The organism is Agrobacterium sp. LMR679 (assembly GCF_027157905.1).
Taxonomy (GTDB): Bacteria; Pseudomonadota; Alphaproteobacteria; order Rhizobiales; family Rhizobiaceae; genus Agrobacterium; species Agrobacterium leguminum.
The window spans coordinates 489,116-515,731 of record NZ_JAPVOJ010000002.1; the positions used below are offsets into that span (position 1 = coordinate 489,116).

Sequence of the window (26,616 nt, forward strand, 5' to 3'; positions counted from 1 at the left end):
TGCGAACGAATTGCATGACCGATTGCCAAAACGCACGAACCGCGCGCACGGGGTCTCCGTGCGCGCGGTTCGCTGTTTGCGCGTTCTATCGTTCAAACGGAGAACAAGGTCAAGGGCCTTGCGCTCACGCGTAAAACATCACTCTTCGCTTTTCTGCTCGCAGAAACGAATGCGGTTGCCGAACGGATCGGTCACTTCCATCACATCGCCCCATGGCAGTTCTTCAACGCCCGGCTTCATGAAGCGATAGTCTTTCGCCGCCAGTTCCTGTTGATAGGCGTGAACGCCATGCATGGTGGCGAAGATGTTGGAGCCCGGCGTCGCATCTCCGTGATGGCCGCTGAGGTGAAGCCCCATCCCGGCCCGTGAAACCTGCATGTAAAGCGGGAAATTATCGCCGAAGCGATGTTCCCAGTCGACCTCGAAACCGAGAAAATCGACATAGAACTCCCGCGCCTTGGCCTCGTCGAAGATTCTGACGATCGGGAATATCCGCCCGAAGCCGATGTCTCCAACAGTCTGTTTCCCGGCATCTTCCATGCTGCCCCAACCCCTTTTCCGGCCGTAAAACGATACCGGCCGCACAAGGTGCGGCCGGTAGGATCAGCTTACTCGGCTGCGACGATCTTGCCGTCCTGCCACTTGAACAGCGAGAAGGCCTGCGACGTCAGGTCGCCGTTTTCGCCGTAGGTCACCTTGCCGATTGCGGTCGGGAAAGCGTCACCGCTTTTCAGGGCCGTGGCGACGGCTTCGGAATCCTTGGCGCTTCCGGCCTTCTCGATGCCGGCCTTCAGCACTTCGACGGCAGCATAAGCGTTGAGCGTGAAGGCTTCCGCCGGAATGTTGGCGGCCTTCAGCGCTTCGGCAGCGGCCTTGGAATCGTCGTTCTTCAGCGCGTCCGAAGCGTTGGTGAAGATCGTGCCTTCGCCAGCCTGCGAACCGATGTTCCAGAACTCGCTGTTCGACAGGCCGTCACCGCCGATGACGGCAGCCTTGGAGCCGATATCCTTCAGCTGGCGCACCAGAAGACCCGCTTCCGGATGGTAACCGCCGAAATAGACGATGTCGGCATTGTCGGACTTCAGACGGGCCGTCAGCGCGCCGAGATCCTTTTCGCCGGGTGTCAGCGCATCGTAGAGAACTTCGGTAACGCCACCGGCATTCAGCGTGGTCTTGAAGGCGTCTGCCAGACCTTTGCCGTAAGCGCCCTTGTCGTGAATGATGGCGATCTTCTTGTCCTTGAGATTGGCGAGAACATATTTCGCCGCAACCTCGGCCTGCTGGTCGTCACGACCGCAGGTGCGGAAAACGTTGGAAAGGCCACGGTTGGTCAGGCCCGGCGCGGTCGCCGTCGGCGTTACCATCAGCACGCCGTTTTCGGCAAAGACATCCGATGCCGGAATGGCGACGCCGGACGTCACCGGACCGACGACGAAGTGGATGCCTTCGGCAACCAGCTGGTTGGCCGCGGAAACGCCCTGCTTCGGCTCACCGCCGTCATCGGCAAGCTTCAGCACGACCTGTTCGCCGAGGATGCCGCCCTTCTTGTTGATTTCATTGACTGCCGTCTGGGCGCCGTTCTTCACCTGGTCGCCATAGGCGGCGACAGGACCGGTGAGTGGCGCAATCAGGCCGATGACGATTTCGGCATGAGCAAGGGGTGCGAATGCGAAGGACGCTGCAAGCGTCACGCTGGTCAATGTCTTCAGTTTCATCCTGGTGTCTCCTTAAAGGGGGTCGCGGGACCCGGTGAGCGCCATGGGCGCCGACCGAATGAAACTATCGGACGCCTCCCGGCGAAAACTCGTTCCATTTTTGAATTCCGAGCCTTCCACTCAACTCATACGGAAGGTTTGATGATTTATGCAAGTCACTTTGCTGGATTAGCTCTATTAGCGGTAAATCAATCGCCGGATCGGCCATGATTGCGCCATCTGAATGGACGCATCGACCTTCCGTAAACGCTTGGCGTTTGGCCGCCGCTGGAGGATAATGCGCCATGATCGCAGCAGATGAAGAATTTCTGACGGGCCTGCCCGTCTTCCGGCATTTTGAAGACGTGGCCGACCCGGCGCTTTATCGCGCCCTGCCGCCGGGGTGGGGGCTGGCCATCGCCGATATCATTGATTCGACCTCGGCAATCGGCACCGGCCGCTACAAGGCCGTCAACATGGCGGGTGCGGCGGTCATATCGGGCGTATCGAACAGTCTCGGGCGTCACGATCTGCCCTTCGTTTTCGGCGGCGATGGCGCCGCCGTCGCCGTGCCGCCCCACGGGCTCTCTGTCGCACGCACCGCGCTTTCGAATGTACAGCGCTGGGTGAAGGACGATCTCGATCTCGCCATGCGCGTGGCGCTGGTTCCCGTCGAGGATATTCGTGAAAATGGTTTCGATATTCGTGTCGCGCGTTTTCAGGCGAGCGAGGATGTTTCCTACGCCATGTTTTCGGGCGGCGGCAACAGCTGGGCGGAAGCGCGGATGAAGGAGGGACAATATGCCCTGCCCGCGGCCGAAACGGGCGAGCGCCCCGATCTCACCGGTCTTTCATGCCGCTGGAACCCCATTCCGGCCACCCATGGCAAGGTGGTGTCGATCATCGCCGTGCCGGGGCCGTCGCGGGACATGCCGGCATTTCGCCAACTGGTCGTTGATCTTGTCGATCTGGCCGAACAGGACGCAAGACACGGCCACCCCGTGCCGGAGGATGGGCCGAAACTCGGTTTCGTTCGCGAGGGTCTCGGCCTCGAAGCCCGGGCCGGCGCTGCCTATCACGATGTCTGGGGCAAGATGCGCCGCTCGTTTCGCATTCTCGGCGAGTCCCTGCTCGTCAATCTCTTGAGCGTGACGGGGCTATCGTTCGGACCGTTCAATGCGGTGCGCTACCGGCGTTCGGTCGCGAGCAACACCGATTTCAGGAAATTCGATGACGGCCTGAAGATGACAGTGGATATCGACGCCGCACGGCTCGAAAAAATCCGCGCGCGGCTGGAGCAGGGCCGCCTCTCGGGAAGCTGTTATTACGGCCTGCACGAACAGGATGCCGCATTGATGACCTGTATCGTTCCGTCTCCGCTTTCGAGAGACCACATGCATTTCGTGGATGGTGCCGACGGCGGATATGCGGCTGCGGCAAGCCGTCTCAAGCAGCAGATGCTGGTTGCCGCACCGGCCTGAAAACCGCGCCAATACACAGCCCCCGATCCCTATGCCGGATGCAACGCAGCGAAGGTGGCTGAAAAGAAAAACCGGCGTCGTGCGCCGGTTTCAATCGAGTGGTGCTGCCGGGCCTTAACAGGGCCGTGGGATCACGCAGCGGTCTTGCTGCTCTTCTGCGCCTGGCAGTAAATTTCCTCGAGGGAGGCGAGGATCTTTTTCACGGATTCGGAATTGCTGGAATAATAGATGGTCTGCGCATCCCGTCGTGTCTTCACCAGCCGCTGGGCACGCAATTTCGAAAGATGCTGCGAGAGAGCGGACTGGCTGAGACCAACCTGTGAAGCGAGAACACCGACCGGCACTTCCGTATCCACCAGCGTGCACAAGATCATCAGGCGCTTGGGATTCGCCATGGCTGAGAGCAAGTCTGCAGCGGCGATGCTATGTTCCGACAGAGATTGGTTATCCATACGCTCAAGTCTCCTGATGACAGTCGAAAAAGACGGTCATGGTGGCTATTATAGGTGTTCCAAAAGGTGTTTTTATAATTCAGTCGATACGTTGTATATACCTAAATCTTGCTTATATCGTGTCCCTTTCAAAGACTATTCTTCACCGGTTATTTACTTAAAATATTGTGACCAAATTATCAGCTTTTTGCCTGTTTTTTGTCAATTTCATGATAAACACATGTATTAGCAGCAGTATTTATAAGCAATAAACGATCAAAAGTTGAGCGCCTCAATCTTAACACCCGATGCCGGATTTTGGGGTGACAATCTATTACCACCTTAAATTTAGCAGCGAGCTAAAGAATCTAGATTAACTTTGCGCAATTTTCTCTAAGTTTGCAATATGATTTTTATTAGTAATTATTTTCATGCATAACTTGTGATATCAAAAATATTCTTTGCTACCGTGGGAAGGTATAACTTGCGCCGCGAAGATCTTCTGGAAACAGAAAAAGGGCCCTCCATGGAAGGCCCTTTCTTTTTCAGACAGGCGAATCACTATTTTTTGCGGTGACGTGTCAGCCCCGCCACGACTTCATCGGCGGAAATCGTGCCGACGATCGCACCATTGTCGACGACGCCGATCGCGCCGGAATGTTTTGACAGCGCATCGAGAATATCGATCAGCGGCGATGACGGACGGGCGGTGGCGGCGACTGTCATCTGGCCGTTGCGTTCGTCCACCCCACGCTTCATCACATCGGCGGCGGTCAGCATGGAGATCGGGTTCATGTTCTGCACGAAATCCGCGACATAGGGCGTGGCCGGCTGCTTGACGATCTGCTGCGGCGTTCCGCACTGGATGATGCGTCCGCCCTCCATCATGGCGATACGGTTGCCGATGCGGAAGGCCTCGTCCAGATCGTGGCTGACGAAGAGGATAGTTTTCTTCAGCCGGCTCTGGAACTCCAGAAGCTCGTCCTGCAGGCGGCTTCTGATGAGAGGGTCGAGCGCCGAGAACGGCTCGTCCATCAACAGGATCGGCGCTCCGGTGGCAAAGGCCCTCGCCAGCCCCACACGCTGCTGCATGCCGCCGGAAAGCTCTCCCACCTTGCGGTCGGCCCAGGCGGAGAGATTGACCAGTTCCAGCTGCTCGGCCACCATGCGCTTGCGCTCGGCTTCCGGCACGCCGGAAAGCTCAAGCCCGAAGCCGACATTGTCGGCCACATTGCGCCAGGGCAGAAGGCCGAATTGCTGGAAGACCATGGAGACCGTGTGCATGCGCAGATCGCGCAGCGCTTTCGCCGTCGAGCGATAGGGATCGACATAGCCGGTTTTTGTCTTCACGCCGACATTGCCGCGCACCACGGGCGCAAGCCCGTTGACAGCCCTGAGCAGGGTCGACTTGCCGGAGCCGGAAAGCCCCATGAGCACGAGTATCTCGCCCTCGCTGACCGAGAGCGAGGCATTGGCGACGCCGAGAACCAGTCCGGTTTCGGCATTGATCTCGTCACGCGTGCTGCCCTTGTCGATCAGCGGCAGCGCCGCATCGGGCCGGTCGCCGAAGACGATATCGACATTTCCGAAGATGATGGCGTCACTCATAGATCATCCTCCGCGCCGGGAAGGCGAAAAAGCCGGTCGAGAACGATCGCCAGTATGACGATGCACAGTCCCGCTTCGAAGCCCATGGCGATATTGACGGTGTTCAGGGCGCGCACCACGGGTACGCCGAGACCATTGGCGCCGACGAGGGCGGAAATGACCACCATCGACAGCGACAGCATGATCGTCTGGGTAAGGCCGGCCATGATCTGAGGCGCGGCGAAGGGAAGCTCCACCTTGCGTAATGCTTGCGAAGGCGTGGCGCCAAACGCGACGGCCGCCTCCACCAGCGCCGGCGGCGTCGAAACGATGCCGAGACGGGTGAGCCGCACGGGAGCCGGAATGGCGAAGATGACGGTGGCGATGAGCCCCGGAACCATGCCGAGACCGAACAGCACCAGCGCCGGGATGAGATAAACGAAGGTGGGGATGGTCTGCATCAGGTCCAGCACCGGGCGCATGCCGGCATAGATCCATTTGCGCCGCGCCGCCAATATGCCGAGCGGTATGCCGATGATCATGCATACGGCGCTGGCGGCGATGACGAGCGCCAGCGTTTCCGTCGTCGCCTTCCAGTAGCCCAGATTGATGATGAGCAGCAGGCCGAGCGCCGTGAAGACCGGCATGCCGACGGAGCGGCGCGTCCAGGCGGAAAGCGCCGTCAGGATCGCCACGATGATGAGCGGATGCGGCGCCTGCAGCACATAAAGCAGGGCGTTGATGACGCTTTGGAAAATGAAGGAAAGCCAATCGAAGAAAAAAGCGAGATTGCCGGTCAGCCAGTCAATGGCCTCCTTGGCATATCGGCCGACGGGCAGGCGGTTTTCAGGAGCGCTGAGCCATTCCACGGTAAGAAAAGACCTTTCGTGAACTAAAACAATTCCGGCAAAAGTGCAGAGCGGTTTTGCGTCCGGAATTGCGCAGACAACAAAGAAATAGAGCATCGTCATCCCGTTTCACGGGGATTGCTCCAATGCAGAAATGACGGCCGGCAGCGGAACTGCCGGACGCGGTGCTGGCGCATGACCTTCAATGTCTGAAAATTCACAGGCAAGGTCATGCATGGGCATCGTTATTTCCCGCTGATCCGGCCTGCCGCGCAGGCCGGATGCAGTCATGCATCGTCTTGCGGCTTAGAGGCCGAGAGCCTTCTTGGCGGCAGGCAGGGCGTCAGCGCTGCCGTCCTTGGTCTTGACGTTGGCGAGCCAGGGCTCGATCGCCGCCGGGTTGGCCTTCAGCCAGGCGGTTGCAGCCGCCTCGCCCTCAAGGCCGTCATTCAGGATCTTGCCCATGATCTCGTTTTCCATGGGCAGGGAAAATTGCAGGTTCTTGAGGAAGGCGCCGACATTCGGGCACTCCTCGACGTAACCCTTGCGGACATTGGTATGGATCGTCGCGCCGCCGAGATTGGGGCCGAAGACCTCGTCGCCGCCGGTCAGATAGGTCAGCTTGAAATTCGCATTCATGGGATGCGGTTCCCAGCCGAGGAAGACGATGGGCTCGCCGGATTTTTCGGCGCGCGCCACCTGGGAGAGCATGCCCTGTTCGGACGACTCGACCACCTCGAATGACTTCAGACCGAAACTGTCCTTGGCCACCATGTCGAGAATCAGGCGGTTGCCGTCATTGCCCGGCTCGATGCCATAGATCTTGCCGCCGAGATCGGCGCTGTGGGCGGCGATGTCCTTGAAATCCTTGATGCCGAGTTCGGCGCCCTTGGCGTTGGTCGCCAGCGTGTATTTCGCGCCGGTCAGGTTTTCCCGCAGCGTCTCCACGGATTTGTCTTCGCGATAAGGCGCGATATCGCCTTCCATGGTCGGCATCCAGTTGCCGAGGAAGACGTCGATGTCCTTGTTTTTCAGGGATGTGTAGGTAACGGGTACGGAGAGAAGCTTGACGTCGGTTTCATAGCCAAGGCTTTTCAGAAGCACGGTGGCGGTCGCCGTCGTGGCGGTGATGTCGGTCCAGCCCACATCGGAAAAGCGCACTGTGCCACAGCTTGCCGGTTCCGCAGCGCCGGCCGCACTGAACGTCATGGAGGAGATTGCTGCGGCCAGGGCCAGACAGCGGCTTCTATTTGCAAACATATGGCTTGCTCCCTGTTTTTTCGTTCCCTTGCCATTATCAATATCTGCCGGACACAATCAACTCGCGTGCATTTGCGTGCTTTGGCGCACCGTTTGCGACAAAATGGTGAAAATGTCGGTATTCAGCGGTGCAATGTCGAAAAAGGGCAGACCGTAGAAATCTGTGTTTTTCCAACGGCCATACTTTTCAATCCGCGTCTTCGCCGTCAAAAGACGATGGATGCAGCATCGGCTGGAAAACCGGGACAGGTTTGTGAGGCACGGTGTGCCGATTGAAGAGGTTGGAGCATTCCAACGCACGTCGGAATGATGCAACGGTGCTCCGGGAGTGGATAATGGCAAAACTCTATTTCAATTATTCGACGATGAATGCCGGCAAATCGACCATGCTGCTGCAGGCATCCTACAATTATCAGGAGCGCGGCATGCGCACACTGATCTTCACGGCCGCCTTTGACGACCGGGCCGGCGTCGGACGTGTTGCCTCGCGCATCGGCCTGTCCTCCGACGCCCTGACCTTCGATGACAATACCGACCTGTTCGCCGAGGTAGCGGCCCTCCACGCTGAAGCGCCCGTCGCCTGCGTTTTCGTTGATGAAGCCAACTTTCTCTCCGAACACCATGTCTGGCAGCTTGCCGACATTGTCGACAGGCTGAACATCCCGGTCATGACCTATGGCCTGCGCACGGATTTTCAGGGAAAGCTCTTCCCCGCCTCGAAAGAACTGCTCGCCATTGCCGATGAGCTTCGCGAAATCCGCACCATCTGCCATTGCGGCCGCAAGGCGACGATGGTGGCCCGCTTCGACAATGAAGGAAAGGTCGTGACGGAAGGCGCGCAGATCGATGTTGGCGGCAACGAGAAATATGTTTCCTTCTGCCGCCGCCACTGGGTGGAGACGTTCAAGGGCGAGTGAACGTCTGCGTCCGGTTGCCGCATTTGATTTTCCGCAAAGATGGCTCCCCCGCTCCTGGGCTAAGACGACGGCGACACATTCGCGTGGATGTGCTTTCTCTCAGGAGCAAAACTATGCAGAACAAAACTGCCAAATTCGCCGGCCTCGCCATTCTCGCAGGTCTTTTCGCCTTTCCCGCCCTTGCCGCCGAAATCGAAGTGAAGATGCTCAACAAGGGCAGCGACGGTCAGGCGATGGTCTTCGAGCCCGCAACCGTCAAGGCCGCCGTCGGCGACGTCATCACCTTCGTCCCGGTCGACAAGGGCCATGATGCGGCAGCCGTGAAGGACATGATCCCCGAGGGTGTCGCAGACTTCAAGGGCAAGATGAACGAGACGGTGAAGTTGACGGTCGAGAAGGAAGGCGCCTACGTCGTCAAATGCACACCGCATCTCGGCATGGGCATGATCGCGCTCGTTGTGGTCGGCGATGCCGCGCCGGCCAATCTCGACGCCGTCAAGAACGGCAAACTGCCGAAAAAGGCGCGCGACCGGCTGAATGACGAGATCGCCAAGCTCGGCCTTTGAGGACATATCCCTTCGGTTCCGCGGCGGCTGTTACTCTACAATCGGTGTGGAAAGCCATAATGGCCGGCGCGGACCGCAGGTTGAGAAAAGTTTCGCAATCATGTTGTATCCCGGTTGACCGGGACATATCTGGAAGACAGTAAATGACCGCGGTTTATACGAAGCGCCGAAGGGCGCGGGCGGGCCGCGTGTTTTTCTTCCGGCGTCCAGCCCCACGGGCAGAGGAGACTATGACGACATGATCGACCGGATCACCGCTTTGATTCAGGCAGCCTTCAGCGCCATCGGCAGGGCCGCCGGTCTTCTCGTCGCCTGGCTTTTGTGGCCCTTCATGGCCGCCCATGGCTGGTACAGCGGCCGCAACTGGCTCATCAAGGGCCCGATCGCCCTCATCGTCATTTTTCTTGCCGGCTTCTACGGATATTTCATCTGGCAAACCCAGGTCTGGACGAATTTCGACCCGGATTACGTCGCTCGCTACAAGCTTGAAGAGCGCACCGTGCCTGCCGGGCAGGAATTGCCCGCCGCCGCCCCGGCGGGTGGCGCAACCGGCGCCGCCGCAAACACGTCCGCACCGGTCTGCCAGCGTTCGGCCATCGTCGACGCAGCCGCCGATCTCACCGATTTCAACGTCAACCAGAACGCATGGATTTCCTCCATGCTGCTCTACCGTCTCGGCCTTTTCGGCATGGACTGGGACAGCACGCCGTTTCTGGACAACAAGGCGTCTTTCCAGCGTGGCGTAAACCAGGCCGTGCGCCGCACCTCGGTGGAACTGGTGGATACGCTCGGCCGCGTGCGCGGAACCTCCGGCATCAACAACAATCTCCAGGAAGCACGCGGGAACATGCAGTTCAGCGAATATTCCTGGTATTTCGGTCTCGAACCCTTCGGCCCGAAGACCCCGACCCCCAGCTATTACCGCGCCGCCATCCGCAGCTTCCAGGCCTTCAACGGCGAGCTCGCCGCCTGCAAGGCCGTCTTCGATACACGCGCCGACAACCTCATCCAGTTCATCGACCGTATCGCCGGCGATATCGGCTCCACGTCTGCAATTCTGCGCGAGCGTTCGGAAAACTATAATGGCGGCTGGTTCGATACGCGCGCCGACGACCGCTTCTGGTTCGCCTATGGCCAGCTCTACGGCTATTACGGCGTGCTTTCCGCCGCCGGATCGGACTTCGCGCAGGTCATCCGCGAGCGTAACCTGACCAACCTGTGGAACGACACGCTGTTGCAGACCCGCGCAGCCCTGCGCATTCAGCCGGCAATCATTTCCAATGGTGAGGAAAGCGGCTGGATCATGCCCTCGCACCTCGCCACCATGGGATTTTACGTTTTGCGGGTTCGCTCTAATCTCGTCGAGCTTCGCTCGGTTCTCGACCGGTAAGGCGAGGCCTGCCGGGAACGACAGGGTCGATCAGTCTATCAGGCCAAGGCGTATCGTCTTGGCCACCAGCTGGGTGCGGTTGACGCAGTCGAGCTTGCGGATGGCGTTGTTCATATAGGCATTGACGGTGTGTTCCGAGATGGACAGAAGCTCGGCGATCTCCACGGAGGTCTTTCCCTGCGCCGTCCAGCGCACAACGTCTAGTTCCCGCTTCGTCAGCGGCGACGGACCTTTTGAGTTGGTGCGGCAAAGCCGGTCATAAACCTCCAGCGCATGCAGCACGATCATGCTCAGTTCGTTGAGCGCGGCTTGCGGCAGAATATCGCGATCGCCCGCGAAATTCATCAGATGCCGGTTGCCGTACATGCCGTGCACCGGCACCATCAGACCGGACGTAATGCCCATGCTGCTCAGCGAATCCGCCGCATCCACCAGCGGTCCGCAGGCAATATCCGGATCCTGCAGCGACCAATATTGCGGCATCATCGATGACGCGCCACGCTTGATGACGGGACAGTCCCCAAGTGCGCCGTCCCTGGTCATCGCATTCACGACCCAGACGGGCAGGCTGCTTTCGACAACCGTTGGCAAGGCATAGGCATTCTGGCCGCCGGGTAACCGCAAAAGGGTCACATAGGCATAACCGAAGGCGCGCATCACTTCCCGCAGCGCCTCCAGCCATTGGGATTTGTCGGCCGCAGCCGACAGATCGTCGCAAAGTCTGGCCTGACGTTCCGTCTTCACCATTCACACACCCTCGACACGCCGGGACGCAGCGCCCGGAGCGAGAAACATGCGGCGTGGCCAGAACGGGGTTGCGACCTTCATATCGGCTGGACCATCCTGATCAAAGCACCGGCTTTTCGGATTTGTCTTTCGGCTTGGCCATCAGTTTTTCCAGAAAACCGAGCATGACCGCCGAGACGACAAAAGCCAGATGGATGATGGTGAACCACATCAGCTTGCTGTCCGAATACTGACTGGCGTTGAGGAAGATTTGCAGCAGGTGGATTGACGAGATCGCCACGATCGACGACGCGACCTTGATTTTCAGGCTGCCGGAATCGAGCTTGCCCAGAAAGGAAACCTCGGCATCGGCATCGTCGAAGCGGCTGACGAAGTTCTCGTAACCGGAAATCATCACCATGACGATCAGGCTGGCGACCAGCGCCGCATCGATCAGACCCAGCATGGCGAGGATCATGTCCGCTTCGTCGTAGGTGAAAACGTTCTTCGCAACTTTCAGAAACTTGAGCGCGAAGGAAAACGCATAAACCGCCAGTGCCGCGACGAGCCCGAGATAAAAAACGACGAGCAGCCAGCGGCTGGAGAGGATGATCCGCTCAACGAGCAGTTCAAGAGACTTCATTTCCGTATCCGATTAATAATCTGTTTATTGTTGGGGCATGGTTTGTTTCGCCATGTAAACTGGCTGCGAATATCCTAGCAAGCGGCAATGTCGGGACTTTCACCGTACCGTGGCGTTTTCACACCCCATTCACCCGTGAGGTTCGAGAGCGGACAAGCGTCATATTTTTGCAACATACTGTTATGCTTTAAAACATGATGCAAAAAGTCATATATAATATGTTGACAGTTATCATCATGTTTTTTAGTCCTCGCTTATCGGCTCGCCCGTAACAATCAAAACAGTTTCAGCCGCGGCGGCAAGCGCGGCGTGCTTTCGCACGCCGTGGCCCATTCGCGCGCCTACCTGGGGGTACTTAATGTCCATTTCGCGCACGCATTCCGCGCTGCTTCTGTGCACTGCCATCTCTCTTCTGCCGCTTGCCGGCCCCGCGCGGGCACAGGATGCCGCGTCGCAGGCGGACGGCGCCACCACGCTTGAAAGGATCGTCGTCAAGGGCAAGCGCGTCAAAAGCGCCAATGCCGTCGCCGACACGCCGCTGGCGAGCCAGACCACGGCGGAAGATATCCGCAAGAAGGACATCGGCAGCATCAAGGACCTCGGCAACAGCACGGAGCCGGGCGTCGATTACGTCGATGCCAAGCCCGGCCGGCCCGGCGGCCTGTTCATTCGCGGCCTCGGCGGCGCACGCGTCGTCACCTTGATCGACAATATTCCCGTTCCCTTCTTCGAAAACTTTGCCCGGCAGGGTCAGGCCACCACCACATTGAGCAATACGAATTCGAGCTTCGATTTTTCCTCGCTCTCGACGGTCGATGTGGTGCGTGGCGCAGATTCCAGCCGTATCGGCTCCGGTGCTCTCGGCGGCGCGCTGGTGCTGCGCACGCTCGAGCCGGAAGACCTGATCGGCGAAGGCAGGGACTGGGGCGGCGTGGCCAAGACCACCTATGACAGCGAAGACAGAAGCGTGGGCGGATCGCTCGCCGTCGCCAAGAAGATCGAGAATACCTCGGTCCTGTTCCAGGGCTCCTACAAGCGCGGCAACGAGACGGACAATAAGGGCACGGCCGATGTCTACGGAACGCGCCGCACCAAGCCCAATCCCGCCGACACCTATGAAAGCAACCTGATGTTCAAGATCCGCCAGGATCTTGAAGGCGGTCACCGCATCGGGCTGACGGCCGAGCGTTATTCGCTGAGAAACCGCAGCGACATGAAGACCCTGCAGGGCGTCAGCGTTTCGGGCTCGACCTACCGGATCGGCGACTACCGGGGCTACGAGGATACCGAGCGCGATCGCGTATCGCTCGATTACGAATACGAAGCGCCCTCGACCGACGGCTTCATCGACGCCGCCAATCTCTCGCTCTACTGGACGCGTCTTTCCAAGGAATCCGGCGCGGGTGACCGCCTCACCAACAATTCGCTCTATATTCGCGAAGACAGCATGCGCAACAGTGCATTCGGCATCGTCGGCGGCCTGGAATCCGGCTTCGAGCTTGGCGGCGTGCAGCACACGGTCCGTTTCGGCGGCAACGCCATGACGACCGATTTCAGCCAGGAGCTTTACGCCAACACGGCCGGCGTGACGTCTTCTTCTCAGTCCGACATGCCTGACGTGAGCGGCAAGAGCCTCGGTCTTTATCTCGATGACGAGATCGCCTTCGGCAACGGCTTCCGCCTGACCCCCGGCCTGCGCTTCGATTCCTATGACTACGACCCGGACGGCTCGGTTTCCAGCAATGGCGGCTACAGAACTTTCGGCCTGCCGACCGGCAACAGCGGCTCGCGCTTCTCGCCGAAGCTTCTCGCGACCTATGACGTCACACCGGAACTGCAGCTCTTCGCCCAATGGTCGATGGCCTATCGCGCTCCGACGATCAACGAACTGTACCTGAATTTCTCCAACATCAGCTCCGGTTACGCGGTGGTCGGCAATTCGTCCCTCAACCCCGAGACCAGCAACGGTTTCGAAATCGGCGCGAACTACGCCTCCGGCGACCTCACGGGAAGCCTGACGCTGTTCCACAACAAGTACAAGAACTTCATCGAGCAGTACACGACCTCGACGACGCTCTTCCCCGGCTTCGGCGGCAGGGGCAACGGATCGCTCTTCACCTATCGCAACCGTAACAACGTCGAAATCTCCGGTGTCGAAGCCAAAGTCCGCAAGGACCTCGCAAACGGCTTCTTCGCCCATGCTTCGCTCGCTTACGCCTATGGCAAAGACACCGACACCAACGAATTCATTCGCACGGTCGCGCCCTTCAAGTCCGTTGTCGGCATCGGCTACGAGCAGGACGTCTGGGGCACGGAATTTACCGGTGTCTTCTCCTCCGGCATGCGTGACGACAGGGTGGCCAACACCTTCGACGCCCCCGGCTACGGCGTCTTCAACCTGACCGGCTGGTGGGAACCGGAACAGACCAAGGGCCTGCGCATCCAGGCCGGCATCTACAACCTGTTCGACAGGAAATACTGGAATGCCGTCGGCGTTCGCGACGTGAACCCGAATTCCGTCAGCACCGTCAACCAGCCGGTGGACTTCTATACGGAAGCCGGACGCACCTTCAAAATCTCTCTGACCCAGAAATTCTAAAACCGGGCAGAAACATCATCTCCAGTCGGGGCGGCCTTCGGGTCGCCCTTTTTTTCTCAGCGGCAATAGAGATAGCCACCCTTGCGCTCCAGCACGTCGAGATGCAGGTGGTCCTGATGGGTGGCGTCGCTGCCGGGGGAAAGAACCGTGCGGAAAAACAGGCAGGCGGCGGCCGTAATCGTGCGCTGGAAAGCGCCTTCCGGCGTTCCGTCCTCACCCCGCGGCTTCATCACCAGCGGCTCGCCCTTATCGAAGGCGATCGTGGAAATATCGACGGCATTGCCCTTGGCATGTTCGGAAATCTTGCCGTTTTCCGCGCTGTTGCGGTTGCGGCAGATATAGGTCGAGGCATTGGCGATGGCCGTCACCTTTTTCTGCGGCATAGCCAGAGCCGCCGCCGGCACCATCATCTCCTTTGTCCAGCGGGAAAGCGCAAGCGCGGTTTCGCAGCGCATTGTGCCCGATGGTTCCAGCTTGATGCCGGGTAGAACCATGGAAAGCTCGACAGGCGCTTCAATGCCGCATCCCTGCTCCGCATCGCGGATCGGCCCAAGCTGCTTGAACTCGGCGCCGATATCCTTCAACGCGCCAAGGCACGCCTGAAGCGCGGCCGGATCTTCCGGTTTCACCGGCTCGGGCGGCTTCTCCTCTGGTTTTGCGGCGTCACCATCCGATTTCCGTTGCTCGCCCTCCTCTTTGCCCTCACCCGCCTTGCCTTCGACGCCTGTCTTGCTGTCATCGGCCCCCTTGTCTGCCGGCGTCTTGCCATCATCCGGTTTCCGCTCTTCCAAAACCTGCGGTTTCGGGGCCGGTTTCGGCGCTTCCGTGGGGTTTTGCGGCGGCTCGTCGGATGGCTTTTCCGAGGGGGTGGCGGATTGCCCAGCGCCCGGTTTCGGTTGCGGCACCGGCACCTGCGCCGGCGGTTCAGAGGCGGAAATCAGTGCGAGGCTTGTTACCAGAAGACACAGGCGATGAAGCATTTTTCGGGGCTCTCCTGACCGTTTCGGCAGGGGTGCAACGCCGCGACGGCGCGTAAGGTTCATTCCCTCACCGAAATCCGCTTGCCAAGGCGGATCGTGCGCGCTAACAATTTTTTCATGAACATCGTGTCTAACAACATTGCTAACTGGTGGTGGGGCAGCTTTTCGCGGCCTTGACCAGTCATGTCTTCAGACAAAGTCCAAGCCGCCCGAATTTTCAGGCGGCTTTTTTGTTATTATGCCGCCTGTCATCGGGCCTGAACAACGGGAAGTATGAGAGAAATGGTAACGATCATTCAGGATGACGGAGCGGAAACCTACGAGACGAAAGGCGGCATCAAGGTCAGCCGAAAGCGTCGGCCCGCCGATTACGCCAGCGCCATCGATAATTATATCGAAAAGCTCGATTCCCATCGCGGCGCGGTTTTTTCGTCCAACTACGAATATCCGGGCCGTTACACCCGCTGGGATACGGCCATCGTCGATCCGCCGCTCGGCATTTCCTGTTTCGGCCGCAAAATGTGGATCGAGGCCTATAATGGTCGCGGCGAAGTGCTGCTTTCTTTCATCACCGAGAAGCTGAAGGCGACGCCCGATCTCACGCTTGGCGCTTCCACCACGCGCCGTCTCGATCTCACCGTCAACGAGCCGGACCGCGTCTTTACCGAAGAAGAACGCTCGAAAATCCCGACCGTCTTCACGGCGTTGCGCGCCATCGTCGACCTCTTTTATTCGAATGCGGATTCGGCCATCGGCCTGTTCGGCGCCTTCGGTTACGATCTCGCCTTCCAGTTCGACGCCATCAAGCTGTCGCTGGCGCGCCCGGAAGACCAGCGCGACATGGTGCTGTTCCTGCCGGACGAAATTCTCGTCGTTGACCACTATTCCGCCAAGGCCTGGATCGACCGCTACGATTTCGAAAAGGGCGGCGTGACGACGGACGGCAAGTCCTCCGACATTACGCCCGATCCCTTCAAGACCACGGATACGATCCCGCCCAAGGGCGATCACCGTCCCGGCGAATATTCCGAACTGGTGGTCAAGGCCAAGGAAAGCTTCCGCCGCGGCGATCTGTTCGAGGTCGTTCCCGGCCAGAAATTCATGGAGCGTTGCGAGAGCAATCCGTCGGCGATTTCGCGCCGCCTGAAGGCGATCAATCCCTCGCCCTATTCCTTCTTCATCAATCTCGGCCATCAGGAATATCTGGTCGGCGCTTCGCCGGAAATGTTCGTGCGCGTCTCCGGCCGCCGCATCGAGACCTGCCCGATTTCCGGCACTATCAAGCGCGGCGACGATCCGATTGCCGACAGCGAGCAGATCCTGAAACTGCTCAATTCGAAAAAGGACGAATCCGAACTCACCATGTGCTCGGATGTGGACCGTAACGACAAGAGCCGCGTCTGCGAGCCCGGCTCGGTAAAGGTCATCGGCCGCCGCCAGATCGAGATGTATTCGCGCCTCATCCACACGGTGGACCACATCGAAGGCCGCCTGCGTGACGATATGGACGCCTTTGACGGCTTCCTCAGCCACGCCTGGGCCGTTACCGTTACCGGTGCGCCGAAACTCTGGGCCATGCGCTTCATCGAAGGCCATGAAAAGAGCCCGCGCGCCTGGTATGGCGGCGCCATCGGCATGGTCGGTTTCAACGGCGACATGAATACCGGGCTCACGCTGCGCACCATCCGCATCAAGGACGGCATTGCCGAGGTGCGTGCGGGTGCGACGCTGCTTAACGATTCCAATCCGCAGGAAGAAGAAGCCGAAACCGAGCTGAAGGCATCCGCCATGATCGCCGCCATTCGCGATGCGAAAGCCACCAACGCCGCTTCCACCAAGCGCGACGCCGCCAAGGTAGGCACCGGTGTGAAGATCCTGCTCGTCGACCACGAAGACAGCTTCGTGCACACGCTGGCGAATTATTTCCGCCAGACGGGCGCGACCGTCTCCACCGTCAGAACGCCGGTTGCGGCAGAGGTGTTCGATCGCTTCCAGCCCGATCTCGTCGTGCTGTCTCCCGGACCGGGCAGCCCGACGGATTTCGACTGCAAGGCGACGATCAAGGCCGCCCGCGCCCGCGAATTGCCGATCTTCGGCGTCTGCCTCGGCCTTCAGGCACTGGCGGAAGCCTATGGCGGCGAACTTCGCCAGCTTGCGGTGCCGATGCACGGCAAGCCATCACGCATCCGCGTGCTGGAACCGGGTCTCGTCTTCTCCGGTCTCGGCAAGGAAGTGACCGTCGGCCGTTACCACTCGATCTTCGCCGACCCCTCCACTCTTCCGCGCGATTTCATCATCACGGCGGAAAGCGAGGACGGCACGATCATGGGCATCGAACACGCCAAGGAACCGGTGGCCGCCGTTCAGTTCCACCCGGAATCGATCATGACGCTCGGCCAGGACGCCGGCATGCGGATGATCGAGAATGTCGTGGTGCATCTGACCCGCAAGGCGAAGACGAAGGCCGCATGATGGCTGCTGCCGACGCCATCAGCATCGAACCCATCCGGGCGGAGCACGTTGAAAGCTTTCACCGTGCTCTCGATGCGGTGTCGCGCGAGCGGAAATATCTGAGCTTCCTGGAGGCACCGCCGCTCGATTCGGTCCGCGCCTTCGTTCTCGACATGATCGAAAACGACCATCCGCAATTCGTGGCGATTGCGGATGGCAAGGTGGTCGGCTGGTGCGATATTCGCCGCGAGAGCAGACCCACCCATGCCCATCGCGGCACGCTCGGCATGGGCATCCTGCCGGCCTATCGCGACAAAGGGCTGGGTGGACAGCTGATGCGGCAGACGCTCGATGCCGCGCGTCAATGCGGGCTGCACCGTGTGGAACTGAGCGTGCATGCGGACAATGCCCGGGCAATCGCGCTTTATGAAAAGATCGGCTTTGTGCATGAAGGCCGGGGCCGTGACACCGTTCTGATCGACGGGCGTTACATCGACAGCCTGAACATGGCGATCATCTTCGGCAACTAACCCCTCGGCAGCGAGGCGGAAATGCACAGCGCGAATTTCTTCAGCAGCTGCGTGTCGAAATGCCCTTCCCGCCGCAGCATCCAGGTCAGCGCGTCATTCGCCGTCCACGGCTTCTTGTAGGGCCTGACCGAGGTGACGGCGTCATAGACGTCGCAAATCGCCGCGATACGCGCATAGAGGCTGATCTGGCTGCCCGCACGGCCGCTCGGATAACCGCCGCCATCCATCCGCTCATGATGATTGAAGCAGACATCGAGCACCATCTCCGGCATCTGCACATTGCGCGACAATATATCCCGGCCGAATGCGGGATGGAGATTAATGATTTCCCGCTCGCTGGCGCTCAACCCTTCCGCCTTGTTGAGGATCGATGAAGGGATTTCCACCTTGCCGATATCATGCAGCAACCCGCTGATGCCGAGCAGATTGACCGTTCCCCTGTCGAGCCCGAGATAATTGCCGAAGAGGATCATCAGCCCGCTGACGGAGACCGAGTGCACGAAGGTCGTTTCATCTTTCGATTTCAGGCGGGTGACGCCGATGAAAATCGCCGGGTTCGACTGTACGGCATCGGAAATCTTGCCCGCCGTCGCAGCCATGCCCTTCAGCGAAACACCACCGCCGGCTTCTGCGGAAGCAAAGGTCTCGGCAATCGCATCGGCGGCCGAGCGTACGGCGTGGGTAACCGCAGCGACGGTTTCCGGGCAATTGCCCGGTTGCGACGAAACCGCCACGGAACGCGCGCTGCCTTCGGTATCGTATCCCCTGGCCGTGTTGATGACGATGCTTTCGGCGCCGCTTGATTTCAATTGACGCATTAATTCCTCGTGCCGCAAAAGAAAGCGGTGCCGCTTTAAAAATCCCTGGTTCGAAAGCGTTCCTTCGACCGCTTCGATAAACATGCCAATCGTCAGTTGCTGGGTGGAAATTCGTTTGAGCATCAGATGCTTTTATTTTCCTTCCCGGGAATGATAACCTGAAACCGTAATTCGTAAAAATGCCGACGCGCAACCGGCTAAGCTATAAAGGTGAAGTCAAGTCTTCCCAACCCTGCCTAAACTTGCACCTCGGAAGATTAGATAACACAAATATGAAAATTTTTTACTCTGGATATATTTAAAACTCAAAGAATCAATCCGAATAGACCAAGAAACAACCACAGAATGTAAATAGTGAAAATTCTCGCATACGACGTAAATCAGGAGCCGAAGAAACCCGCATGAATTCCAGACTTGAAACGCGCATCGATCAGGGTACGGGCCGTGAACCGGCGGACATGGTTCTCAAGGGCGGACGCTTCTTCGACCTCGTCACCGGAGAACTCGTCGCCTCGGATATCGCCATCTGTGGCGACACCATCGTCGGCACCTGCGAAAACTACAAGGGGCGACAGGAAATCGACATTTCCGGAAAGATCGTCGTTCCGGGTTTCATCGATACGCATCTCCATATCGAATCGTCGCTGGTGACACCGCACGAATTCGACCGCTGTGTTTTGCCCTATGGCGTTACCACCGCCATTTGCGACCCGCACGAGATCGCCAATGTTCTCGGCGTAGATGGGCTTCAGTTCTTCCTCGACAGCGCCATGGAAACCATCATGGATATCCGCGTGCAGCTCTCCTCCTGCGTGCCCGCCACCCATCTGGAAACCGCCGGCGCCGATCTGCCCATCGAAAAGCTGCTGCCGTTTCGCGATCATCCAAAGGTCATCGGGCTTGCCGAATTCATGAATTTTCCGGGCGTCATCCACAAGGATCCGGTGTGCATGGCGAAGCTCGAGGCCTTTCAGGGCCAGCATATCGATGGGCACGCACCGCTTCTCTCCGGCACGGCGCTGAACGGCTATCTCGCCGCCGGCATCCGCACCGAACATGAATGCACGAGTGCTGCCGAGGCGCTGGAGAAAATCCGCAAGGGCATGCATATTCTGGTGCGCGAGGGCTCGGTCTCGAAGGACCTGCACGCCCTGATGCCAATCATCACCGAACGCCTGTCGCCCTATCTGGCCCTCTGCACGGATGATCGCAACCCGCTCGACATCGCCGAACAGGGCCATCTCGACTATATGATCCGCACAGCGATCGCCAGCGGCGTGGAACCGCTCGCCATCTACCGCGCCGCCTCCATTTCCGCCGCAAAAGCCTTCGGCCTGCGCGACCGCGGCCTTGTCGCACCGGGCTGGCGCGCCGATCTCGTGATCGTCGACAGCCTGCAGAATTGCAAGGCGAGCATGGTGCTTTCCGGCGGCCGGATCGTCAACGACGCCCTCTTCGCCACGCGCAAACCGGTCGCACCCGTCGGCCTCGACAGCGTCAAGGCAAGACCCGTGCTCGCCTCGCATTTCGGCGTGCCGGTCACGGAGGGCGAAAGCCCTGTCATGGGCGTGCTTCCCGGCAAGATCATTACCGAGCATCGCCGCTACAGGCTGCCGACGGATGGCAACCAGACCACCGTCGATCTTGAGAACGACATCATCAAGGTCGCCGTCATCGAACGCCACGGCAAGAACGCCAACCATGCCAATGGTTTCGTTCAGGGCTTCGGCCTGAAAAAGGGCGCCATCGCCTCCACCGTCGGCCATGACAGCCACAATATCTGCGTCGTCGGCGTGAGCGAAGACGACATGGCGCTGGCCGCCAACCGTCTCGGCGAAATCAAGGGCGGCTTCGTGGTGGTGGAAGACGGCAGGGTGACGGGCGAGATCGCTTTGCCCGTCGCCGGACTGATGAGCCTCGAACCCTATGAGACCGTTCGAGACACGCTGCACACGCTTAGAAAAGCGGCCTATGCGCTCGGCACGACGCTCGAAGAACCCTTCCTGCAGGTCGCCTTTCTGCCCCTGCCCGTCATCCCGCATCTGAAGATTTCCGATATGGGCATGGTGGATGTGGACCGGTTTGCGCTGATCTGACGGTGGCTTGCCGACCGGAGGCAGCGGAAAACGCTCAATCCGCGTTTTGAGGCCGCGAGAGCGGCCTCATGCTTTCGTCTCCGAAGGCCAGGTGACGTAATAATATTTGCCCGCGACCCTGCCAAAATAGGCGTGTTTTCCCGTCGCATTGTCGACATAGCTACCGCTTCCATCCCTGGAAAGCGCACCGTCTTCGCTGCGCTTCAGCTGCGTGTTGAGGAAATCCACCCAGTTGGTCTTGGCAATGTCAGTGGCTGTCGTCGGCTTGGCGTTTTTCTGGTTCGGATCCCACGCATTGATCGTTTTGCCCTGGGTGGGGTTCGAAACCTGCAGGGCCCCACGCTCGAGAGCGCTCATCATCGACCGGGCGCGCAGATATTGCGCCGGATCGTCCCCCGCCAGGGAAAGCTTGGCCCTCAGATTCCGCATGAAGTCGGGCGATGCGATATAGTCGGCTGACGAGGTTTTGGGGGCTGGTTTCGGTGTTGATGCGCGGGCTGCCGATTGTCCGGAAAGGAAGACCTCTCGGATGGATGGAGGGGCGGCCTTAGCTTTGGCGCGCGGCGAGGTGGAATTCGCGGTATTGGGCTGATTGAAATTCTTGATTGAAACGGACATGACAATCCCTGCTTCACTTTATGGGTGGAGACCGAAAAATCTGTAGGTTTCAATGATTAATACTGGAAGCTTGCCCAAGGCTCGCCAACGGCGAAGTAAATGTGAAAAAATTACTGCGTAACCATTACCAAAATGAATATATTTAATTTCCAATCATGAATTAATCCAATTTGAAAATGTTATAAATTTCATCAATACTTAAATAGTACTATTCACCACCCAAGACGCGATCATGGCAACGCATGTGATCGCCGGAAGGCGCCCGCGAAGACTGACATCATCCGCTGACTGAACAATGCCGGGAGGTTATGAACCCAGAGGCAGAGACTTGCGAAAATAAACCACCCGCTGCGTTTCCTCAAATCCCAGCGCCGCATGCATGCGGTGTGAATCGACATTGGAAATATCGGCATCGGAAGCAAGCTCGCTCACACCCTTGCTGGTCGCCCAACGGGTTACTTCGGCAATCAAAGCAGCCGCAACGCCCTGTTTGCGAAATGCCTCCTCCACGTTGACGCCTTCGAGAAACGCCACGGGCGAGGTGTCGCATCCGTTGACATAATCGTGCCGCAGGCTGGCTTCGGCAAAACCGATGGCCATGCCCGCCGGATCATAGGCAATAAATCCAATCTCATTGTCGGAGACGCCCTGCAACTCCACCCGGTGTTCGGCGGGTGAAGCATCCGGCCACAAACGGTGCCGCAGAAGGGACCACTCATCGAGCGATGCTTCGCCAGCCGTTTCGATGACAAATTGCCCGTTCATGCAACGACCCCGCAAAACACATCCAGCCCCTCGAGCTTCACGACACCCGCATCGAATAGCGGTGCGAAACCCGGCATCGGCAGTATATCGGTGACCCGCATGGCCTTCGGTATCGGGAATTCCACCGGTTCGCGGGTGAGGTTGAAAACGAAGAGCAGTTTTTCATCGCCCTTCTGGCGCGTGAAGGCCAGCACATCGAGATTGGTCTTGATGAAGTGCATATCACCGTCGCGCAGCGCGCCGTGACCTTTTCGGAAGGACAAAACCGCGCGGTAATGGTTCAGAACCGAGTCCGGCTTGCGCTCCTGCGCGTCCGCAGCCTGCATGGCATGAACATAGGGCACCGGCAGCCAGGTCTTTTCAGCGCTTGAAAAGCCGGCATTCGGCTTGCCGGTCTCCCACACCATCGGCGTGCGGCATCCGTCCCGCCCCTTGAAGGCGGGCCAGAAGCGGATGCCGTATGGATCGCGCAGATCCTCGAAGGCGAGTTCCGCCTCGGTCAGACCCAGTTCCTCGCCCTGATAGAGACATATGGAACCGCGCAGGCTGGCGAGAACGCAGATGGCAAGCTTCGCCACCCGCACCTGCTCCTCCGCACTTTCGGAAAAGCGGCTGAGGTGGCGCACCACATCGTGGTTGGAAAAGGCCCAGCACACCCAGCCATCCGTCACCACCTTGCCGAAGGTCTCGACCGAGGCGCGCAGATGCTTCGCGCTGAAATCCGGCCCCAGCAGGTCGAAAGTGTAGCACATGTTGAGCTTGTCATTGCCGGACGTATAGGCCGCCACCGTCTTCAGCGACCGCGCGCCGTCTCCCACCTCGCCCACCGTGGCGCGGCCCTCATAGTCGTCGAGCAGCCCGCGAAAACGCTTCAGGAAAGCCACGTTTTCCGGCCGCGTCTTGTCGTAGAGATGGTCCTGCATACCATAGGGATTGACGTCGGAAGCATCGAGACCGAAACTTTCCTCGTCGAAAAGCGGCGGGTTGTCGCGCAAAAGCTTGTCATGGAAATAATGGTTGACGGTATCGAGCCGGAAACCGTCCACCCCGCGATCCAGCCAGAAACGCACGGTTTCGAGGAGCGCATCCTGCACCTCGCGATTGTGGAAATTGAGATCCGGCTGTGAGGCGAGGAAGCTGTGCATGTAATATTGCTTGCGCACGCCGTCCCATTCCCATGCCGGGCCGCCGAAAACGGAAAGCCAGTTGGTGGGGGCGGTGCCATCCGGCTTGGGATTGGCCCAGACATACCAGTCGGCCTTGCTGTTGGTGCGGCTCGCCCGGCTGTCCACGAACCATGGATGCTGGTCCGACGTGTGCGAGATGACCTGATCGATGATGACCTTCAATCCCAAACGGTGCGCCTCGGCCATCAGCGCGTCGAAATCGGCAAGCGTGCCGAACATAGGATCGACATTGCAATAATCGGAAACGTCATACCCCATATCGGCCATGGGCGAGGTGAAGAAGGGCGAGAGCCAGATGCCGTCGACACCGAGCGAGGCGATATAGGGCAGGCGTTTCGTCACCCCGGCAAGATCGCCGAAACCGTCGCCGGTCGTATCCTGAAACGAGCGCGGATAGACCTGATAGATCACCGCTCCCTTCCACCAGTCCGATTGCGCTTGGGGTTTGTGGACCGGGGCATGGGTTAGCGGCATGGGCGATCTCCTGATGGTGGCCGGCGCATGTCTCCCAAAAGTGTGACGCGGTTTTGGGAAAGAGACATGCGTAAAAGAGACACGGCGCTTTCGCGATTCGAAGAAAAGCGAAAGCGCCGTGGCACGAGAATATAAAGCTGTCGCCGCCGCGTAAACCGGAACTTCGCACATGCACAAACGGCCACAACCGCCCTTGTCAGCGGCGCGCACTCGTCGTAAGCCGCATGGCTGGAAAAAACGGGAGGATGACGGCGTGGGCGGACGGTTTCTGTCGATTGGCGAATGCATGGTGGAACTGTCGCAGGCCGGCAACGGGCTGCTGCGCAAGGGTTTTGCCGGCGATACGTTCAATACCGCATGGTATGCCCGGGCCTGCCTGCCGGGCGACTGGTCGGTCGATTATTTCACCGCACTCGGCGACGATCCTCTCTCTGAAGATATGCTGGCCTTCATCGCGGAAGCCGGCATCGGCACGGAGAAAATCCGCCGCATAAAGGGCGGCACGCCCGGCCTTTACCTCATCAACCTGAAGGATGGCGAGCGCACCTTTAGCTACTGGCGCAACGCCGCCGCCGCAAGGCAGCTGGCCGCCGATGCGGACCACCTGCGCAGGACGGTGGAAAGCGCCGATGTGGTCTATTTCTCCGGCATCACGCTCGCCATTCTCGCCTCCGCCCATGATGTCGATACGTTCCTCGCCGAACTGCGCCGCGCCAGGGCAGCGGGCAAGCTGGTGGTCTTCGACCCCAACATCCGCCCGCGCCTGTGGGCGGATAAGGATACGATGCTTGAGACCATCTCCAACGGCGCACGCGCCGCAACGCTTGTCATGCCAAGCTTCGATGACGAGGCGAGCCATTTCGGCGATGTCTCCGTGGAAGCGACCATCGACCGCTACCGTTCACTTGGCGTCGAGAACATCGTCGTGAAAGACGGCGCCAAGGGCGCGACGCTCGATTTCGGCGGTAGTCGCAGTCACGCCCCGGCGGTGAAGGCTGTGGACGTGGTGGATACGACAAGCGCCGGCGACAGCTTCAACGGCGCTTTCCTCGCCCGCTATGTGACCGGCAGCTCCCCGGAGGAAGCGGCCACCTTCGCGGCAAGGGCGGCGGCAACCGTCATTGGTCACCACGGCGCGCTGATCAGCCCCGAGCTGCTGCCGCTGGTGGGATAAGGCTCCGTCGCACCGGGGAGGCGCCGTGAACAACCGCAACTTCTGCGCAAAAACCACGCTTCCCCGCCGTCACACACCCTGACATGATCCTGTAACACGCACGCCGCATATACGGGCAGAAGCCGGGCAATGGGGATTCGCCCGCGCGCAGATGAGCAGGATCAGTGTTTCATGACGAGAATCACGATTGTCACAGATGCCTGGCACCCGCAGGTCAACGGCGTGGTTCGCTCCATAGAAAACACCAATACCGAACTCGCGCGGCTCGGCGTCGATGTGCGCATGGTCACGCCGCAGAGTTTTTACAGCATCCCCTGCCCCACCTATCCGGAAATCCGCCTCTCGGTCGCGGGTTATCGTCGGGTGGCGGCGGAGATCGAAAAAAGCCAGCCTTCCTTCGTGCATATTGCGACGGAAGGGCCGCTGGGTTTCATGGCGCGGCGCTGGTGCGTGAAGAACCGCATGCGTTTTTCCACCAGCTATCACACCCGCTTTCCCGAATATGTGGCGGCGCGCTTCCCCGTGCCGGAAAGCTGGCTTTACGCCTTCGTGCGCTGGTTCCACAATGGCGGCAACACCTGCATGGTGGCGACGCCGAGCCTTGAGACCGAACTGGAAGCGCGCGGCGTGCGCAACCTGAAGCGCTGGAGCCGCGGCATCGACGCCGAGCTTTTCCATCCTCGCCCGAAAGCAAAACTGCCTTTCGACCTGCCGCGCCCGATCTTCATGACGGTGGGACGTGTGGCGGTGGAGAAGAACCTGCCGGAATTTCTGGAACTGGACCTGCCGGGTTCGAAGGTGGTCATCGGCGATGGCCCCGCCCGCCATGAATTGCAGGAGAAATATCCGGACGTTTTGTTCACCGGCGTCAAGACCGGTGAGGAGCTGGCCGACGCCTATGCGCAGGCCGATGTCTTCGTTTTCCCCTCGAAGACCGACACGTTCGGCAACACCATTCTGGAAGCGCTGGCAAGCGGCGTGCCCGTGGCCGCCTTCCCCGTCACCGGACCGATCGATATTCTCGGCGGCAACCCGGCAGCCGGTGCGCTGGACGACAATCTTCGCGATGCCTGTCTCGCGGCGCTTCATTGTTCGCCGCAGGAGGCGCTGGCGCTTTCCAGAAGCTACAGCTGGGAAAAGGCCTCGCGGCAGTTCCTCGACAATGTCATCCACGCGGCGGGAAAATCCCTGCCGCTGCTGTCGCGTTCTCAACTTGCATGAGGGCGATCCCCGAGATTCTGTTCGGGAACGGTGGACGAAACGAAGCGGGAATGTCACAAGGCAATCAGGACGCGACTGCCGTTATCTTTAGAACGGGGTCGGGCTGCTGATTGACGTCAGGCGGCTGCCGCGAGAACACGCTGGCCGTCCTCTGTTTCCG

At 59.4% G+C, this 26,616-nt stretch carries 23 protein-coding genes; 10 read left to right on the forward strand and 13 right to left on the reverse strand.

Features of this window, described 5'->3' with window-relative positions:
* Positions 1–138: 138 nt before the first annotated feature.
* Together O3W47_RS13200 and O3W47_RS13205 are read right to left on the reverse strand one after the other, a co-directional pair.
* Positions 139–540, reverse strand: coding sequence for a glyoxalase superfamily protein (locus tag O3W47_RS13200; RefSeq protein WP_269313920.1), 402 nt, complete (start codon positions 538–540; stop codon positions 139–141).
* Positions 541–608: 68 nt separating this feature from the next.
* Complete coding sequence (locus O3W47_RS13205) at positions 609–1,715, reverse strand: branched-chain amino acid ABC transporter substrate-binding protein (RefSeq protein WP_080816186.1); 1,107 nt, start codon at positions 1,713–1,715, stop codon at positions 609–611.
* A gap of 284 nt (positions 1,716–1,999) precedes the next feature.
* On the opposite strand from O3W47_RS13205, the gene O3W47_RS13210 reads away from it, so the two are divergent.
* Positions 2,000–3,175, forward strand: a complete 1,176-nt coding sequence (locus O3W47_RS13210; RefSeq protein WP_137452880.1) for a DUF3095 domain-containing protein — start codon at positions 2,000–2,002, stop codon at positions 3,173–3,175.
* 131 nt (positions 3,176–3,306) lie between these two features.
* On the opposite strand, the gene O3W47_RS13215 is transcribed toward O3W47_RS13210, so the two are convergent.
* The 4 genes from O3W47_RS13215 to O3W47_RS13230 form a co-directional block, all read right to left on the reverse strand.
* Positions 3,307–3,627 carry an ArsR/SmtB family transcription factor gene (locus O3W47_RS13215; protein WP_003524068.1) on the reverse strand — a complete coding sequence of 107 codons (321 nt, stop codon included), beginning with the start codon at positions 3,625–3,627 and terminating at the stop codon, positions 3,307–3,309.
* 540 nt (positions 3,628–4,167) lie between these two features.
* Positions 4,168–5,214, reverse strand: coding sequence for a choline ABC transporter ATP-binding protein (gene choV, locus O3W47_RS13220; protein WP_065655676.1), 1,047 nt, complete (start codon positions 5,212–5,214; stop codon positions 4,168–4,170).
* Complete coding sequence (gene choW / locus O3W47_RS13225; protein WP_269313921.1) at positions 5,211–6,062, reverse strand: choline ABC transporter permease subunit; 852 nt, start codon at positions 6,060–6,062, stop codon at positions 5,211–5,213. Before choW ends, choV begins: the two co-directional genes overlap by 4 nt.
* A gap of 285 nt (positions 6,063–6,347) precedes the next feature.
* Positions 6,348–7,250: a choline ABC transporter substrate-binding protein gene (locus O3W47_RS13230; protein WP_400156389.1), complete on the reverse strand. Its 903-nt coding sequence runs from the start codon at positions 7,248–7,250 to the stop codon at positions 6,348–6,350.
* A gap of 386 nt (positions 7,251–7,636) precedes the next feature.
* On the opposite strand from O3W47_RS13230, the gene O3W47_RS13235 reads away from it, so the two are divergent.
* From O3W47_RS13235 to O3W47_RS13245, 3 genes are all read left to right on the forward strand, one after another.
* Entirely contained in the window at positions 7,637–8,218 is a 582-nt protein-coding gene (locus O3W47_RS13235; RefSeq protein WP_269313922.1) for a thymidine kinase, read from the forward strand.
* Positions 8,219–8,331: 113 nt separating this feature from the next.
* Positions 8,332–8,784, forward strand: coding sequence for a pseudoazurin (locus O3W47_RS13240; protein WP_080816172.1), 453 nt, complete (start codon positions 8,332–8,334; stop codon positions 8,782–8,784).
* Between the two features lie 238 nt (positions 8,785–9,022).
* Positions 9,023–10,174, forward strand: coding sequence for a DUF2333 family protein (locus O3W47_RS13245; protein WP_269313923.1), 1,152 nt, complete (start codon positions 9,023–9,025; stop codon positions 10,172–10,174).
* Between the two features lie 30 nt (positions 10,175–10,204).
* Here O3W47_RS13245 and O3W47_RS13250 read toward each other — a convergent pair whose 3' ends face one another.
* Both O3W47_RS13250 and O3W47_RS13255 read right to left on the reverse strand, forming a co-directional pair.
* Positions 10,205–10,921, reverse strand: a complete 717-nt coding sequence (locus O3W47_RS13250) for a helix-turn-helix transcriptional regulator (protein ID WP_080816165.1) — start codon at positions 10,919–10,921, stop codon at positions 10,205–10,207.
* Positions 10,922–11,021: 100 nt separating this feature from the next.
* Complete coding sequence (locus O3W47_RS13255; protein WP_003524933.1) at positions 11,022–11,543, reverse strand: TIGR00645 family protein; 522 nt, start codon at positions 11,541–11,543, stop codon at positions 11,022–11,024.
* A 358-nt stretch (positions 11,544–11,901) separates the two neighbouring features.
* Between O3W47_RS13255 and O3W47_RS13260 the strand changes: the two genes are divergently transcribed.
* The gene (locus O3W47_RS13260; RefSeq protein ID WP_269313924.1) at positions 11,902–14,142 is read left to right on the forward strand and encodes a TonB-dependent hemoglobin/transferrin/lactoferrin family receptor; all 2,241 of its coding nucleotides are present in this window, start codon (positions 11,902–11,904) and stop codon (positions 14,140–14,142) included.
* A gap of 56 nt (positions 14,143–14,198) precedes the next feature.
* On the opposite strand, the gene O3W47_RS13265 is transcribed toward O3W47_RS13260, so the two are convergent.
* Positions 14,199–15,122, reverse strand: coding sequence for an extensin-like domain-containing protein (locus O3W47_RS13265; protein ID WP_269313925.1), 924 nt, complete (start codon positions 15,120–15,122; stop codon positions 14,199–14,201).
* A 282-nt stretch (positions 15,123–15,404) separates the two neighbouring features.
* Here O3W47_RS13265 and O3W47_RS13270 point away from each other — a divergent pair, with 282 nt between their 5' ends.
* Both O3W47_RS13270 and O3W47_RS13275 read left to right on the forward strand, forming a co-directional pair.
* On the forward strand, positions 15,405–17,594 hold the full coding sequence (locus O3W47_RS13270; RefSeq protein ID WP_065655671.1) for an anthranilate synthase: 2,190 nt from the start codon (positions 15,405–15,407) through the stop codon (positions 17,592–17,594).
* Positions 17,591–18,103: a GNAT family N-acetyltransferase gene (locus tag O3W47_RS13275; RefSeq protein WP_269313926.1), complete on the forward strand. Its 513-nt coding sequence runs from the start codon at positions 17,591–17,593 to the stop codon at positions 18,101–18,103. Before O3W47_RS13270 ends, O3W47_RS13275 begins: the two co-directional genes overlap by 4 nt.
* Here O3W47_RS13275 and O3W47_RS13280 read toward each other — a convergent pair.
* Positions 18,100–19,044 carry an HD-GYP domain-containing protein gene (locus O3W47_RS13280; protein WP_269313927.1) on the reverse strand — a complete coding sequence of 315 codons (945 nt, stop codon included), beginning with the start codon at positions 19,042–19,044 and terminating at the stop codon, positions 18,100–18,102. The two genes, O3W47_RS13275 and O3W47_RS13280, sit on opposite strands and share 4 nt — an antisense overlap.
* Before the next feature lie 278 nt (positions 19,045–19,322).
* Between O3W47_RS13280 and ade the strand changes: the two genes are divergently transcribed.
* Positions 19,323–21,017 carry an adenine deaminase gene (gene ade / locus O3W47_RS13285; RefSeq protein WP_269313928.1) on the forward strand — a complete coding sequence of 565 codons (1,695 nt, stop codon included), beginning with the start codon at positions 19,323–19,325 and terminating at the stop codon, positions 21,015–21,017.
* Between the two features lie 66 nt (positions 21,018–21,083).
* Here the strand turns inward: ade and O3W47_RS13290 are convergent, their stop codons facing one another.
* The 3 genes from O3W47_RS13290 to bglA all read right to left on the reverse strand — a co-directional run bounded on the left by O3W47_RS13290 (position 21,084) and on the right by bglA (position 24,061).
* A complete protein-coding gene (locus O3W47_RS13290) occupies positions 21,084–21,635 on the reverse strand; it encodes a hypothetical protein (RefSeq protein WP_127757764.1) in 552 nt (183 codons plus the stop codon).
* Positions 21,636–21,941: 306 nt separating this feature from the next.
* Positions 21,942–22,400 carry an aminoglycoside 6'-N-acetyltransferase gene (gene aac(6'), locus O3W47_RS13295; RefSeq protein ID WP_269313929.1) on the reverse strand — a complete coding sequence of 153 codons (459 nt, stop codon included), beginning with the start codon at positions 22,398–22,400 and terminating at the stop codon, positions 21,942–21,944.
* Positions 22,397–24,061 carry a beta-galactosidase BglA gene (gene bglA, locus O3W47_RS13300; protein WP_269313930.1) on the reverse strand — a complete coding sequence of 555 codons (1,665 nt, stop codon included), beginning with the start codon at positions 24,059–24,061 and terminating at the stop codon, positions 22,397–22,399. The genes aac(6') and bglA overlap by 4 nt, the downstream gene beginning before the upstream one ends.
* A gap of 253 nt (positions 24,062–24,314) precedes the next feature.
* Here bglA and O3W47_RS13305 point away from each other — a divergent pair, with 253 nt between their 5' ends.
* Both O3W47_RS13305 and O3W47_RS13310 read left to right on the forward strand, forming a co-directional pair.
* The gene (locus O3W47_RS13305; protein ID WP_170985844.1) at positions 24,315–25,235 is read left to right on the forward strand and encodes a sugar kinase; all 921 of its coding nucleotides are present in this window, start codon (positions 24,315–24,317) and stop codon (positions 25,233–25,235) included.
* 171 nt (positions 25,236–25,406) lie between these two features.
* Complete coding sequence (locus O3W47_RS13310; RefSeq protein WP_035240305.1) at positions 25,407–26,456, forward strand: bifunctional monoglucosyl/glucuronosyl diacylglycerol synthase; 1,050 nt, start codon at positions 25,407–25,409, stop codon at positions 26,454–26,456.
* Positions 26,457–26,616 lie beyond the last annotated feature (160 nt).